Here is a 14,527-nt window from a genome sequence, read left to right on the forward strand (position 1 = left end):
CAATTATTATGAATTTTCAGGCACTAAGCCAGTGCACCATGGCCCTGAACGGCAAATCGGCCGGCGCTGGTAGCGCCGGCCGAGCGTGATCTGGATCGGTGGGAAGGCTGCCGATCGACGTGTCCTCGCACGGCGACCGGCAAGAGAAGGACGCTGCCGCCCCCGATCAGGGCCGGCGATAGACCTCGTTTCCGGCGAGATAGGTCGCCTCCACCTTGCGCTCGCGGATCGAACGGTCGAGTGGATCGGACAGAGTGCCGTCGATCACGACGAAATCCGCCCACTTGCCGACGCTGATCGAGCCGATCTCACCGCCCCAAGGCGTCATGTCGGCACCCGCCTGGGTGAGACCATGCAGGGCCTGGTCGAAGGTGACCGCTTGCTCGGGGTGCCAGGGACCGTCACCCAAGCCAAAGGGGCTCTCGCGGAAGACGGCATCGTTGATCTGAGTCAGCGGGCTCAGCGGCGATGTCGGCCAGTCCGAACCGAACACCAGCGGTACGCCGGCGTCGAGCATCGAATGCCAGACATAGGCCCGCGGCTCGCGATCGGTACCGATGCGTTCGGTGATGTACTTACCGATCGTGCCGGTCGCATGGTTCGGCTGCATCGAGGCGACGACACCGAGATCCTTGAAGCGCTGGATGTCCTTGGTCTCGACCACCTCGATATGCTCGATACGGTTCGGCTGCGGCCGGGGCACGGAGGCTTCGGCGAAAGCGTCGAGAACGAGGCTGACGCCGCCATCGCCGATCGCATGCACCGCCGTCGGGAAGCCGTTTTCGTTGGAGGCCTTGATTGCCGCCGCCAGCTGCTCCTTGGTCTCGAAGGGCTTGCCCTTCCAGCCGTGCTGGTCGGAATAGTCCTCATGCATATAGGCGGTGCGGGTCGAGAGCACCCCGTCGATCACCGACTTGGTGTAGCCGAGCTTGAGCATCGGCCCCTTTACCTCCTGCTCGCCGGAATCGGCGGCCGCTTTGTCGACCTCGTCGCGATCCTTGACCGCTGCGGCAATCTTCTTCGGATCTCCTTCGAAGAAGCCGTACCAGACGCGAAGCGGCATCTTCTTTTCCGAAAGGATCGCGGCATAGTCGTGCACGGCGGCGAGATCCGACATGTCGTTGACGCCGGTGATCCCCAGGCTGTTGGCAAACTTCATCGTCTCAAGCAGCGCTGCCCGCCGCTCGCTGTCGGTCGCCACCGGACGATGCTTCTCGACGAGGTCGCCGGCCTTTTCGAGCAGGATGCCGCTCGGCTCGCCCTTGTCGTTCAAGAGCACCTGCCCGCCCTCTTCGACTTCCGACTTCGCGGTAACGCCGCCCACTTCGAGCGCCTTGGAATTGACCCAGACGGAATGGAAATCGATATCTCGCAGGACCACCACGCGATCCGGCACCACGGCGTCGAGGTCTTCCTTTGTCGGCAGCTTGCCCTCGCCGAGCGTGTAGTCCCAGCCGCCGCCCATCAGCCAGACGCCCTTCGGCAGGCGCTGATCGGCTTCCTTGATCTTTTCGAGCCAGGTCTTCTTGTCCGGGATGTAGGAGAGGTCGACGCCGGTCACCATGTCCATACCAGATGTGAGGTGCGTATGCCCGTCGATGAAGCCAGGGGTCACGGTCTTGCCGCCGGCGTCGATCACCTTGGTCTCGGCATCGGCCAGTGCCTTGATCTCGTCGTTGCTGCCGACTGCGGTGAACTTGCCGTTCTCGATTGCGAAGGCCTGTGCCTTCGGCTTGCCCTGGTCCACCGTGCGCACGTCGCCGTTGAGCACGATCAGATCGGGTGCGGCCCAAACCGGCTGCGCCGTGCCGACCAGGATCGCCAGCGCGGACGTTGCACCCAGAGCCCGGGTTACTGCTGCCAATGTCATGAAATCCTCCTCCCGCGGCTACATCCCTCCACCCCCGGCGAGCCGCGCGGCACCGGCGTTGAGGGGATGATGCTGCAAGAGGGGAGGATCGCGATATACTCCCTCGGGCTAGGTTTGCGCCATGCCGCGCGACGACCACACTGTGTCCGTTGCAACGCGGTGCGCATCGGCTCGGGCTGACCAAAACCAGGTTTGCCACCCAGTCGGGCGCAATATCCTTACCGGGCGCGAAAGCGAGGCCGCGCCGCTTACGAGAAACAGGAGGTTAGGGAAGCTTCCGGCTGGCGCCCTGGCTTCCCCCGAGGCTGGCCGATGGGCTCAGCCCTCAGCTAAAGAGCGCCTTCAGACGCGGCCAGAGACCAATGGCCGCGCGAACCCGACGGGCGGCATAGGCAGCCCGCACCGAACTACCGAAATTGCAGTCGCAGACGATGTCGTGCAGCTGATGATCCGATATTTCGAAAAAGCGTTTTGCTTCGCCGTAGCTGTCGTCTGCGAGCCCCGCGAGGCGCAATTGCGTATCCTCGAAGGCGACGGTCATGGGCGAACCGTTGACCTGCATGGCCTGACGCACGGCAGCAGTCGCACGTTCAGTACCGGAAAGCGTGCCAAGCCGGCGATCGGGATTGCTTTCCAAGAGTTCGGCCCAACGCTGAAGCCGTTCCGTTCTCGTCATGACGGGATCGGGACGAATTTCGGCGAGCGCCTGCAACTGTTCTATTGTTTGATGCTTCATCGTCGTCTCTCCTAGTGCGAAGATGCGACCGCGATACGCGCCCCTGCACACCGGGGTCGCCGATCCTCAAACTCGCCAGAGGGAACCACAGTTCCCTGGCCAGAGAAAAAAAGAGGGCTTGCCAATACCGCTGCGCGAACGGCGCGCCAAGGCCCAACTTCCGCTGGCGAAAACACGCGAAAATGCCGCCTCGAAGAACTGGAAGCACGCCCCTGTCCCTATTTCGGTTGCCGCTATCGCGGCGTATGTTTTCTCGGGAACGTTTTTGCCCGATCCGCATCAAACGGTGGTTTGGAGGTGGATGATGAAGGATGCCGTGCAGACAAAACCCGCCACGGCGGAAGCGGACCATTTGACGGACGAGACTCTCGTCGAGCGTGCGCTTGCGAGGGATCCGGAAGCCTTCCGGATCATCATGACAAGGCACAACCAGCGGCTTTTTCGCATCGCGCGCGCCGTCGTGCGCAACGACGGCATCGCCGAGGATGTGGTGCAGGAAGCCTACCTGCGCGCGTTCGAACACCTCGAAACGTTTCGTGGCGATGCCAGCCTCGCCACCTGGCTGCATCGGGTCGTGTTGAACGAGGCGCTCGGACGCCTGCGCCGGTCGGCGACGCGACGGGAGGTTCCGCTTGCGACGGACAACGCCGGCGCCGAGATCGTACCCTTTCCCAATGCTGCGAACGCCGACGATCCGGAACGCAGCCTCGCGCAGCGTCAGATCCTGCGGCTGGTGGAAGAGGCCGCCGACGCTTTGCCGGAAGCCTTCCGCCTGGTCTTTACCGCCCGCGTCATCGAAGCGATGAGCGTCGAAGAAACCGCTGCCCTCCTCGGCATCAACCCAAAGACGGTCAGGAGCCGCCTCTACCGGGCTCGTCAGCTCGTCCGTCAGCAGATCGATCGCCAGGTCGGGCCGGTGCTCATGAATGCCTTTCCCTTCGCCGGACGTCGCTGCGCGCGATTGACGGAGGCGGTCATGCACCGGCTCGGGCTATCAGGCTGACATTTTCGGGAACCTTTGACTGCGGCGCGCATCCAACGGGTGTCATCCATCAAGACCGGTGCCACTTGCGGCCGGAAAAGGAGTTCCCGATGTATGCCCGTTTCACTTCAGCCCTCGCCGTCGCCTGTCTCATCGGTGGCGCTACCCATGCAGCCGACACGAAGGTCACAGATCCGCAAATCGCCCATATCGCCTATACCGCCGGCGTCATCGATATCGAGGCCGCCAAGCAGGCCCTGAAAGTCTCGAAGGACAAGGAGGTCATCGGGTTTGCCAACGACATGCTGCGCGACCACGAGGTCGTGAACAAGCAGGCCCTCGATCTCGTCAAGAAGCTCAAGGTGACGCCCGAAGACAACGACACCAGCCGCGCGCTGACGAAAGCGGCCACGCAAGAGCGCGAAAAGCTGGCGAAGCTGAGCGGCGCCGACTTCGACAAGGCCTATGTCGCCAACGAGGTGGCCTACCACAAGCAGGTCAATGGCGCGCTTGAAACCCTGCTTATTCCCTCCGCGAAGAATGCCGAGCTCAAGGACCTGCTGGAGACCGGGCTCAAGCTGTTCCAGGGGCACCAGCAACATGCCGAGCATGTCGCCGGGATGATGAAGTAGGCCGCGCCATGATCCGGAAGCGAAGCCTTGGCGCCCTTTTCGGCCTGGCTCTGATGCTGGCTGCGCCATCGGCGTGGGCGGAGACCATCCGGGTGACGATCGAAAAGCTCGTGTTTTCGCCCGCTGAAATCAGCGCCGCCGTCGGCGACGTGATCGAGTGGGACAACAAGGACGTCATGGCGCACACGGCAACGGCCAAGGGTGATTTCGACGTGGTGATACCACCGAAAAAGATGGCGACACTCACCGTCACCAAGGCCGGAACCTTCGACTATACCTGCCGCTTTCACCCGAATATGAAAGCGCGCCTGCAGGTGCGATGAAAGACTTGAGGACGGCGGTGCGAGCGCATCCCCACGCGCCGCCGTTCACGGCGAAGTCACCGGACACCGGCTGTATCCGGAAACCGAATTATGCCATGGAAGCGTCTGGTTCCATCGAGGAGGCGGCACGGCCATGAAGAAGATCGGTTTTCTTTCCTTCGGACACTGGACGCCCTCGCCGCAGTCGCAGACGCGATCGGCGGGCGACGCCCTGCTGCAATCGATCGATCTCGCCGTTGCGGCCGAAGAACTCGGCGCAGACGGCGCCTATTTCCGCGTTCATCACTTCGCCCGCCAGCTCGCCTCGCCGTTTCCGCTTCTGGCGGCGGTCGGTGCAAAGACGAGCCGGATCGAGATCGGCACCGCCGTCATCGACATGCGCTACGAGAACCCGCTCTACATGGCCGAGGATGCGGGTGCGGCCGACCTCATCGCCGGTGGTCGGCTGCAGCTCGGCATCAGCCGCGGCTCGCCGGAACAGGTGATCGATGGCTGGCGCCACTTCGGCTACCAGCCGTCCGAGGGCGAGACTGAGAGCGACATGGCAAGAAGGCACGCGGAAGTGCTGCTCGACGTCCTGCGCGGCGACGGCTTCGCCGAACCCAATCCGCGGCCGATGTTCCCCAATCCTCCCGGCCTGCTGCGCCTCGAGCCGCATTCCGCGGGCCTCAGAGAACGCATCTGGTGGGGCGCAAGCTCGAACGCCACAGCCGTCTGGGCCGCCAAGCTCGGCATGAACTTGCAGAGCTCGACGCTGAAGGATGACGAAACCGGGCTGCCGTTCCATGTCCAGCAGGCCGACCAGATCCGCGCCTACCGGGAAGCCTGGAAGGCGGCGGGGCACATGCGCGAGCCGCGCGTCTCGGTCAGCCGCAGCATCTTTGCGTTGGTGGACGATCGCGACCGCATGTATTTCGGTGGCGGAAACAAACAGGAAGACCAGATCGGTTTCATCGACGACAAGACGCGGGCGATTTTCGGGCGCAGCTACGCCGCACCACCCGACGTGCTGGTCGAGCAACTGGCAAAGGACGGGGCGATTGCCGAGGCCGACACGCTGCTCCTGACGGTCCCGAACCAGCTTGGCGTCGAGTACAACGCCCATGTGATCGAGGCGATCCTCAAGCATGTCGCGCCGGCACTTGGTTGGCGCTAGCGACAGGCGACGCCTCAAACTCCAGGCATCTGAAATAGGCATCTGAATTCAGGCACCCGGCCGAATCAGGGAGCGCGGCGGTACTGCCGCGCCCCTTCGCTTAGCCGGTTCTTCAGGGAACCTGCGGCGGATGCGCGACGCCCAGATAGTAGTCGCCCTGTCCGCCGCTCTGATACTCGCCCGTATAGCGCTGGCGGGCATCACCCAGCGTGCGGGCCGGCGGGCGGTAGGCATAACCCGGCGCCGGATCGACATACGGATCGACATAGATGCTGCCAGTCGGCATCGGATCGACATAGACTTGCGGCTCTACAGGCTCGACATAGACCGGGCCGGGCGCGGGTTCGACATAGTAGGGTTGCCCGTAGAGCACCCGGTTCTGGGTGCCCGGCGGATTGTGCGGATCGATGCCGGTGTAGAAGCCGTTGGCGAGCGCCGGTGTTGCCGTGCCAAGGGCAAAAACGATTGCGGCGAATGACATTCCGTTCGAAAGCTTCATGGCGTTGCTCCTGTCTCGGCTGAGCATCCGACCATCTGGCAGCATCGCCCCCGGTGGATGCGAACGTCGAGAGAGAATAACGCGTAATCGCTGCAACCGTTCCGCACGCGACCTTAGTGCAGTCCGAAGATGCCGAGCAGTTCCTCGCGCTGGCGCACGAAGGCGCTGGCGCTGCGGTCGCGCGGCCGCGGCAGGTCGATCTCGATCAGCCGAGGTTCGCCGCCCTTTTCGCGCGGCAGGATGAGGATACGGTCGGCGAGATAGATCGCCTCCTCGAGATCATGGGTGACGAGCACGGTCGTCACGTCCTCGTCGCGCCAGATCCGCGCCAACTCCTGCTGCATGCTGATCTTGGTCATTGGCGTCCAGCGCGCCCAGCGGCTCGTCGAGCAGCAGGATTTCCGGCTGAACCGCAAGCGCCCGGGCAATGCCGACGCGTTGCGCCATACCGCCCGACAATTGCCGCGGATAGGCGTCTTCGAACTGTTGCAGGCCGACCAGTTGCACGTAGCGCCGCGCCCGGTCTCGCGCCTGCCCACGGGAAAGACCACGCGTCTCCAGCCCGAAGCCGACATTGTCGAGCACCGTCAGCCAGGGCAGGAGCCGCGGCTCCTGGAAGATCACGGCACGGTCGGTGCCGACACCTCTCGTCAGCTTTCCGTCGATCAGCACCTCTCCGGCATCCGGATCCTCAAGACCCGCCAGCACCCGAAGCAGGGTCGTCTTGCCCGAACCGCTGGCGCCGACGATAGCGAGCGTCTCGCCGGAGCGGATATTAAGGTTGATATCCCGAAGCACAGGCAAGGGCGTGCCGTTCAGGCGGTAGGACTTGGAGAGGTGACGGATCGTCACCTCTCCCCGGCGAGGGTTCTGGGTAACGCTCATGGAACGTCCTCAGTTGCTGGCCGTTGCGCCGTCGACGGCCAAGAGAACGTCCTTTGGCGCCAGTTGGCCCTGCTTGAGCTTGCCTTCGCGCACCAGCACGTCGATCCAGAATTGGAGGTCACGCTCGACCGGCAGGCCACCGGCCCGCACCCCATAGCCGCGGAAGTACTGGGCGATCTCAGGATTTTCCCCGCGGGCCTTCAGGGCCTTGGCAAGGATGTCCTTTGTTTCCTGCGGATGTTCGCGGGCATAGTCGAGCGCGCGGGCCGACTGCAGCACGAAGGTCTTTGCCGCCTCCGGATGCTCCTTCACGAAGTCGCGTCTGAGCACGACGAAGCCGCCGGCGATCTCGCCGAGCACGTCGGTGTCGTCGAAGATCGCGCGCAGACCACCGTTCTTACGAGCCGCGCCCTCGAAGGTCGTCTGCCAATAGCCGAAGGCCGAGATATCCACCTGGCCGGAGCGCAGGACCTGTTCCAGTTGCGGACCGGGCACGACCACCTGGTTGGCGGCATCTGTCGGCAGGCCGACAGAGTGCAAGGCCTCGCGGATCGTATAGTCGAGGTGCGCACCGAGCGTGTTCACCGCTATGCTCTTGCCGGCGATGTCCTTGATGCTTTTGATCGGGCTGTCTTCCAGCACGTAGAAAATCGACTGCACTTCGTCATTGATGCCGTTGGAGGGATAGGCGGCCACGAAATCGTTGCCGCTGATAATCGAGTTCAGCACGGCCGATGTCGCCGCGCTGCCGATCTCGACGTCGCCGGAGGCCAGCGCGATCAGTGATGCCGGGCCGCCGGTGGCGTAGCCGACGCTCTCGATCGTGATGCCGGTTCCATCAAAATAGCCGAGTTCCTGCGCGAGTTCATGTGCCGACAGACCGCCTTGGCTGGCGAGATAGCGAAGCGTGACCGCGTCGGCAGCGGCCGCCGGTGAAACAAGGCCTAGTGTGACGGCTGCCGAGAGAAGAAGATTGCGGGGGTGGAAGGTCATCTCGATATCCTTTCGAAGGGGAACTGGTAAGGCGGTCAGGCGTTCGGCGCAGACCAGCGGCAGAGATTGCGTTGGATGAGAACGAGCAGCGCATTGGCGGCGAGACCGAGCAGGGCAAGCAGCAGGATCGATGCAAACATCAGCGGGATCTGGAAGTTGTATTGGGCGTTCATCACCTGGAAGCCGATGCCCTTGTTCGCTCCGATCATTTCGGCAGCGATCAGAAGCAGCAACGCGGTCGTGGCCGAGAGCCTGAGGCCGACGAAGATCGCAGGCACGGAGGCCGGCAGAACCACGCGGCGGAAGACGGCGAGCGAGCCGGCGCCGTAGGTGCGAGCCATCTCGATCAGCTTCCTGTCGACCTCCTTGACCCCACCGATCGTCGACAGGAGGATCGGAAAGAGCGTCGCCCAGAAGATCACGAAGACCTTCGACGTTTCGCCGAGACCGAGCAGCAGAATGAAGACCGGGTAGAGCGCCAGGGCCGAGGTCTGGCGGAAAAGCTGCAGGACGGGGTCGAGTGCCTGTTCGACAAGCCGGACCTGGCCCATGAACAGCCCGAGCGGGATTCCCACCGCGACGGCGGCTGCAAAGGCAATGCCCGACCGCTGCAGGCTGATGGCGATGTCGTCGAGCAGCGCGCCGCCGGCGATACCGTCCCAAAGGGCCGACAGGATCACGTCGAGCGGCGGAAACACCGCCGCGTTGACCCAGCCCACGGTGCTTGCAACCTGCCAGAAGGCCAGAAACGCAAGCACGAGGCCGTAGCGGGCGACGATTGCGCCGAGCAGGCGGCGCCAGCGCGGCACGGAGTTCGGCCGGGAATGCGCGGCGGGCGAAGTGGAACTCTTGGCCAGAGCCTCACGGCGCGCCGTTGCAAAGCCTGCCGCAAGCGAGGGGTTGATGGTTTCATAGGACATGGCAACACCTCACTCCGCTGCTTGAACGGCCGACCGGGCGGCAGTCCAGCGGTTGACGGGAACGGGCAGGCCGAGGTTTTCGCGTAGCGTCCTGCCCTCGTAGGCGGTGCGGAACAGGCCGCGACGCTGCAATTCCGGGATCACCAGCTCGACGAAGTCGTCGAGCGCCGTCGGGAACCATGGCGGCAGGATGTTGAAGCCATCGGCGGCTTCGTTCTCGAACCATTCCTGCAGGGTATCGGCGATCTGCCCCGCCGTACCGACAATCGTGTAGTGGCCACGCGCCGACGCGATCCATTGGTAGAGCTGGCGAATGGTGAAGTTGTTCTCGTCGGCGATCTGGCGGATCAGCGCCTGGCGGCTCTTCATGCCCTCGGTCGGCGGCGCCGGCGGCAGCGGCCCGTCGAGGTCGTAGCCACGGAGATCGAGCGTTCCGCCGGTCAGGCCGTTGAGCAGGCCGATGCCGTCCTCCTCGACGATGAGCGAGGTCAGCCGTTCGTATTTCTCCCGCGCCTCGGCTTCCGTACGGCCGACGAAGGGCGAGACACCGGGCATGACCAGGATGTGGTCCGGGTTGCGGCCCAGGCCTCGGGCGCGGGCCTTGATATCGTGATAGAATTCCTGCGCCGTTTCGATGTGCTGGTGCGCCGTGAAGATCACCTCCGCAGTGGCGGCGGCAAGGCCCCTGCCATCATCGGACTGGCCGGCCTGCACGATGACGGGATGCCCCTGCGGCGAGCGCGAAATGTTGAGCGGGCCGCGGACCTTGAAATGCTCGCCGCGGTGATCCGTGTCGTGCAGCTTCGCCGGATCGAAAAAGACGCCCGTTTGCTTGTCGCGGATGAAGGTATCGTCCTCGAAACTGTCCCAGAGCTTCTTGACCACATCGACATGCTCGGCGGCGCGCCGGTAACGCTCGGCATGCGGAAGCTGCGTGTCGCGGTTGAAATTCTGGGCGGTCGGATCACCCGTGGTCGTCACCACGTTCCATCCGGCGCGACCGCCGGAAATGAGGTCGAGCGACGCGAACTTGCGCGCTGTCGTATAGGGTTCCTCATAGGTCGTCGACGAGGTGGCTATGAAACCGAGATGGGTGGTGAGTGGCGCCAGCGCCGAAAACAGGGTCACCGGTTCGAAGCCGGCAACACGGGCATTGCCGCCCTCTCGCGCGCCACCGAAGCCGATCGCCAGCCCGTCGGCAAGAAAGTAGGCATCGAACAGACCACGTTCGGCGGTCAGCGCCAGCTGCTTGTGAAACTCGAAACTGGTCGCCCCGTCGGCTGGCTGGTCGGGGTGGCGCCAGGCGGCAATATGCTGCCCGCCGCCGGGAAGAAAGGCTCCAAGCCGGATCTTGCGTGTCATCTCAATCCTCTCCTGTTCTCGCTTTAAACTCGAGGAGATCACCCTGCCGAGGGCGAAGCGCACAAGGCGCTCCGCAACACGCGGCGAACTCCGGCCACGACAGACAGGTTACATTATATATTAATTTTATAGAGAAAGAGGATTTCAACGAGACGTGCCGGGATTGAAATGTTTTTCGTCAGTTCGCCCGGTTTAGAGATCGATGACCGCTTCGCCGCCCTCAGGCGCAATCCGGCCGGAGCGAGAGTGCGCGGTTGATCCGGGAAAATATTCCACTTGGAATAGTTTTCGAGCCAAAGGTTTTCTTATCTCGACCAGAATACTCTATTTTTCGGGCACTTGCGGCGGCCATTGCCTAAAAATGTGGCCGCCGCCATACAATGAGAGTGAAAGACGTGTCCCAAGCAACCACCCAATCCTCACCAAAGCCGATCTATGCTTCCTTCGGGTTCCAAGTCCTGGCGGCCATGGTCATCGGCCTGCTGTTCGGCCTCATCGCCCGCAATATGGGCGTCGATGCCAGCGGCAATGCCAACTGGCTGACGGTCACCCTGCAGACGATCGGCTCGATCTTCGTCCAGCTTCTGCGTGCGCTCGTGCCGCCGCTCGTCTTTACCGCCATCGTCGCCTCGATCGCCAACCTGGCGACGCTGCAGAATGCCGCCAAGCTCGTGTGGCAGACGCTGCTCTGGTTCGCGATCACCTCTCTCATCGCCGTCGTCATCGCCATCGCACTCGGCCTGATCATTCAGCCGGGCATCGGTTCGGCCGTTTCGCAGGAAGCTGCCAAGGCTCCCTCCTATTCCGGCTCGTGGCTCGATTTCCTGAAGGGCCTCGTGCCCGCCAACATGCTCGGCCTTGAAGCCAGCACCAAGGTCACCGACACGGGTGCCACCACCGCGCTCAATTTCAACGTGCTGCAGATCCTCGTCGTTTCGATCGCCGTCGGCGCCGCGGCGCTGAAGGTGGGCGATGCTGCCAAGCCGTTCCTCGCCTTCAACCAGTCGCTTCTCGCGATCGTGCGCAAGGTCCTCTGGTGGGTTATCCGGCTGACGCCGATCGGCACGATCGGCCTGCTCGGTCGCGCCGTTGCCCAGTACGGCTGGGAAACGCTGGCGCAGCTCGGCTGGTACACCGCTGCCGTCTATATCGGCCTTGCGATCGTGCTCTTCGTCGTCTACCCGGCGCTGCTCGTCGGCCACGGCCTGAGGCCCTCGCGCTTCTTTGCCGGCGCCTGGCCGGCGATCCAGCTCGCCTTCGTTTCACGCTCCTCCGTCGGCACCCTGCCCGTTACCGAAACAGTGACCGAAAAGAGCCTCGGCGTGCCGCGCGAATATGCCGCCTTCGCCGTGCCGCTCGGCGCCACCACCAAGATGGACGGCTGCGCCGCGATCTACCCGGCCATCTCGGCGATCTTCATCGCGCAGTTCTTCGGCCTGCCGCTCGGCATCCAGGAATATGTGCTGATCGTCTTCGTCTCGGTGCTCGGCTCTGCCGCAACCGCCGGCCTCACCGGCGCGACTGTCATGCTGACGCTGACGCTTTCGACGCTCGGCCTGCCGCTCGAAGGCGTCGGCCTGCTGCTCGCCATCGACCCGATCCTCGACATGGGCCGCACGGCGGTTAACGTCGCCGGTCAGGCGCTCGTGCCGACGATCGTCGCCAAGCGCGAAGGCATTCTCGACGAGACCGTCTACAACGGCGACAAGGTGCTCGACGACCTGGAACCGCTTGGCGCCGCTGCCCGCGCTGCCTGACGGCGTGAAACGACGCATGCGGGCCGCAAGGTCCGCATGCCGTGTTATACTTCAGGCGTTCCGCCTGTTGAGGGATCGGCGATGTCGTCGACCAACTTTCATCTCGTCACCGAATGGACGATCGCCTCCCAGCTTGAAGACGTGTGGCGTGAACTCAGCACGCCGGAACGCTGGCCCGAGTGGTGGCCATCGGTGAAGCAGGTTACGCTGCTGAACGAGGGGGACGAACATGGTGTCGGCGCCGTCAGGCGCATGCGCTGGTCGACGGCACTCCCCTACGAACTGGTCTTCGACATGGAGACCACCAAAGTCGAGCCGCCTCTCTTCATCGAAGGCCGGGCCTTGGGCGAACTCGACGGCATCGGCCGCTGGACCCTGCAAGGCGAAGGCAGCGCTTGCCGCGTTCGCTATGACTGGATCGTGACAGTCACGAAGCCCTGGATGGTCCGTCTTTCCTTTATCCTCAGACCCGTCTTTCGCTGGAACCACGGGGTGGTGATGGAGCGCGGCCGCCGCGGTTCGAAGAGGCTGGCCTAAAGCAACGGCGGGCACATTCCGGAACGACGCGCAGACGGACGACTATTGCGCCAGGCGCGTGCCTCGTGCCTGATGATTTCGCCCAGGCGCTGGGCGCCCGGTCCCGCCGCATCTGGATCCGGATAAACCAGATACATGGCGCCCCAACGCCCGCCTTCGGACACCGCAGCAACCATCTAAAATCACTCCCTTGAACTATCCTATCCAGGGGGATAGGATATTGAGATGAGCGAGCACAGACACGACACCCATCCCGAGATCGTCAAGCGGCTGAAACGCGCGGAGGGGCACCTGAAGAGCGTCATCACCATGATCGAAGGCGGCCGCTCCTGCCTCGACATCGCCCAGCAACTCCACGCAGTGGAGAAGGCGATCAGCCAGGCGAAGCGAACCCTGATCCAGGATCACCTGGACCATTGCCTTGAAGACACGATCGGGGCGCTTCCGCACGAGCAGCGCCACTCCATCGACGAGTTCAAGGCGATCACGAAATACCTCTGAGCAGCAAATCCGCTGCCGCAAACCGCCACCGAGCGAGGCCCAATCATCATGCTGCAGATCCTCGCAAACCGCACCTATCGCCACCTGTTCCTGGCGCAGGTGATCGCGCTGATCGGAACCGGCCTCGCAACCGTCGCGCTTGGCCTTCTCGCCTATGATCTGGCCGGCGCCGAAGCGGGCGCGGTGCTCGGGACGGCGCTCGCGATCAAGATGATCGCCTATGTCGGCGTGGCGCCGATCGCCGCCGCCTTCGCCGAACGGCTTCCACGCCGTGCCATGCTCGTCAGCCTCGATCTGGTGCGCGCCGCCGTCGCGCTGTTCCTGCCGTTCGTGACCGAGATCTGGCAGGTCTATGGGCTGATCTTCGTGCTGCAGTCGGCCTCGGCCGCCTTTACCCCCACCTTCCAGGCGACCATTCCCGACGTGCTGCCGGATGAAAAGGAATACACGCGCGCCCTGTCGCTCTCGCGGCTTGCCTATGATCTCGAAAGCGTCGCAAGCCCGATGCTCGCCGCGGCACTGCTTACCGTCGTCAGTTTCCACGACCTGTTTGCCGGCACGGTGATCGGCTTCCTCGCCTCGGCCGCCTTCGTCGTGTCCGTCGCGCTGCCAAGCCCGAAGGCTGCGGAACGGCGCGGTATCTACGACCGCACGACACGGGGTCTGCGCATTTATCTCTCGACGCCACGGCTGCGCGGCCTGCTCGCGCTCAATCTCGCGGTCTCGGCGGCGGGTTCGATGGTCATCGTCAACACGGTGGTGCTGGTTCAGGCCGGCTTCGACCTTACCCAGACCGACACGGCGATCGCGCTTGCCGCCTTTGGCTGCGGCTCGATGATTGCCGCGCTGATGCTGCCGCGCCTGCTCGACAGGACGCCCGACCGTTTCGCAATGTTTTCCGGGGCGACGATCCTCGTCGCCGGCCTGTTCATCGGGCCCCTCGTTCCAAATTTCGCTTCTCTGCTGCCGCTGTGGCTCGCCATCGGTCTCGGCTACTCGCTGACCCAGACGCCGTCCGGCCGGTTGCTGCGCCGCTCCGCCCAGCCCGAAGACCGGCCGGCGCTCTTTGCAGCGCAGTTCGCCCTTTCGCATGCCTGCTGGCTGATCACCTATCCGCTGGCCGGCTGGCTCGGCGCTACCGCCGGGCTCGGCACGACCTTCATCGCGCTTGGCCTCATCGCCATCGGCGCCGTCGCCGCGGCCGCCCGGCTCTGGCCCGCGCCCGACCCGGACGAAATCGAACACACCCATCATGCGCTGGCGGGCGATCACCCCCATCTTGCCGGTGCGACGCGCGTCGGCAGCGGCCACCGCCACACCCATGTGTTCGTGATCGACAGCCATCACCCGGACTGGCCAGCCCAGCGGTAGGCA

Annotated in this window: 14 protein-coding genes and 1 pseudogene; 8 read left to right on the plus strand and 7 right to left on the minus strand. The window is 63.9% G+C overall.

The features are described from left to right. Positions 1 to 166: 166 nt before the first annotated feature. A complete protein-coding gene (locus OVA00_RS03290) occupies positions 167 to 1,870 on the minus strand; it encodes an amidohydrolase (protein ID WP_192356926.1) in 1,704 nt (567 codons plus the stop codon). Positions 1,871 to 2,195: 325 nt separating this feature from the next. Next, positions 2,196 to 2,606, minus strand: a complete 411-nt coding sequence (locus tag OVA00_RS03295) for a hypothetical protein (RefSeq protein ID WP_034789708.1) — start codon at positions 2,604 to 2,606, stop codon at positions 2,196 to 2,198. Between the two features lie 304 nt (positions 2,607 to 2,910). Between OVA00_RS03295 and OVA00_RS03300 the strand changes: the two genes are divergently transcribed. From OVA00_RS03300 to OVA00_RS03315, 4 genes are all read left to right on the plus strand, one after another. After that, positions 2,911 to 3,609, plus strand: a complete 699-nt coding sequence (locus tag OVA00_RS03300) for an RNA polymerase sigma factor (protein ID WP_442780433.1) — start codon at positions 2,911 to 2,913, stop codon at positions 3,607 to 3,609. 89 nt (positions 3,610 to 3,698) lie between these two features. Then, positions 3,699 to 4,220: a DUF4142 domain-containing protein gene (locus OVA00_RS03305; RefSeq protein WP_268087977.1), complete on the plus strand. Its 522-nt coding sequence runs from the start codon at positions 3,699 to 3,701 to the stop codon at positions 4,218 to 4,220. 8 nt (positions 4,221 to 4,228) lie between these two features. Continuing rightward, positions 4,229 to 4,543: a cupredoxin domain-containing protein gene (locus OVA00_RS03310; protein WP_060585612.1), complete on the plus strand. Its 315-nt coding sequence runs from the start codon at positions 4,229 to 4,231 to the stop codon at positions 4,541 to 4,543. Between the two features lie 133 nt (positions 4,544 to 4,676). Continuing rightward, positions 4,677 to 5,699 carry an LLM class flavin-dependent oxidoreductase gene (locus tag OVA00_RS03315; protein ID WP_268087979.1) on the plus strand — a complete coding sequence of 341 codons (1,023 nt, stop codon included), beginning with the start codon at positions 4,677 to 4,679 and terminating at the stop codon, positions 5,697 to 5,699. Positions 5,700 to 5,811: 112 nt separating this feature from the next. Here the strand turns inward: OVA00_RS03315 and OVA00_RS03320 are convergent, their stop codons facing one another. The 5 genes and pseudogenes from OVA00_RS03320 to OVA00_RS03340 all read right to left on the minus strand — a co-directional run bounded on the left by OVA00_RS03320 (position 5,812) and on the right by OVA00_RS03340 (position 10,358). Continuing rightward, entirely contained in the window at positions 5,812 to 6,198 is a 387-nt protein-coding gene (locus tag OVA00_RS03320) for a hypothetical protein (protein WP_268087980.1), read from the minus strand. A 113-nt stretch (positions 6,199 to 6,311) separates the two neighbouring features. Then, positions 6,312 to 7,083 (minus strand): annotated as a pseudogene (locus tag OVA00_RS03325) (ABC transporter ATP-binding protein). A 9-nt stretch (positions 7,084 to 7,092) separates the two neighbouring features. Then, complete coding sequence (locus tag OVA00_RS03330) at positions 7,093 to 8,076, minus strand: ABC transporter substrate-binding protein (RefSeq protein ID WP_192356930.1); 984 nt, start codon at positions 8,074 to 8,076, stop codon at positions 7,093 to 7,095. 35 nt (positions 8,077 to 8,111) lie between these two features. Beyond that, positions 8,112 to 8,996, minus strand: coding sequence for an ABC transporter permease (locus OVA00_RS03335; RefSeq protein ID WP_060528972.1), 885 nt, complete (start codon positions 8,994 to 8,996; stop codon positions 8,112 to 8,114). A gap of 9 nt (positions 8,997 to 9,005) precedes the next feature. Continuing rightward, positions 9,006 to 10,358 (minus strand): LLM class flavin-dependent oxidoreductase, encoded by a 1,353-nt coding sequence (locus OVA00_RS03340; RefSeq protein WP_268087983.1) that lies wholly within the window; start codon positions 10,356 to 10,358, stop codon positions 9,006 to 9,008. A 395-nt stretch (positions 10,359 to 10,753) separates the two neighbouring features. Between OVA00_RS03340 and OVA00_RS03345 the strand changes: the two genes are divergently transcribed. The 4 genes from OVA00_RS03345 (at position 10,754) to OVA00_RS03360 (ending at position 14,524) form a co-directional block, all read left to right on the plus strand. Then, the gene (locus OVA00_RS03345) at positions 10,754 to 12,115 is read left to right on the plus strand and encodes a dicarboxylate/amino acid:cation symporter (RefSeq protein WP_268087985.1); all 1,362 of its coding nucleotides are present in this window, start codon (positions 10,754 to 10,756) and stop codon (positions 12,113 to 12,115) included. 81 nt (positions 12,116 to 12,196) lie between these two features. Beyond that, positions 12,197 to 12,652: an SRPBCC family protein gene (locus OVA00_RS03350; RefSeq protein WP_268087987.1), complete on the plus strand. Its 456-nt coding sequence runs from the start codon at positions 12,197 to 12,199 to the stop codon at positions 12,650 to 12,652. A 225-nt stretch (positions 12,653 to 12,877) separates the two neighbouring features. Beyond that, on the plus strand, positions 12,878 to 13,153 hold the full coding sequence (locus tag OVA00_RS03355) for a metal-sensing transcriptional repressor (protein ID WP_089042985.1): 276 nt from the start codon (positions 12,878 to 12,880) through the stop codon (positions 13,151 to 13,153). Positions 13,154 to 13,201: 48 nt separating this feature from the next. After that, on the plus strand, positions 13,202 to 14,524 hold the full coding sequence (locus OVA00_RS03360) for an MFS transporter (RefSeq protein ID WP_268087988.1): 1,323 nt from the start codon (positions 13,202 to 13,204) through the stop codon (positions 14,522 to 14,524). The last annotated feature ends 3 nt before the right edge of the window (positions 14,525 to 14,527 follow it).

Source organism: Ensifer sp. SL37 (assembly GCF_026672675.1).
Classification (GTDB): Bacteria; Pseudomonadota; Alphaproteobacteria; order Rhizobiales; family Rhizobiaceae; genus Ensifer; species Ensifer adhaerens.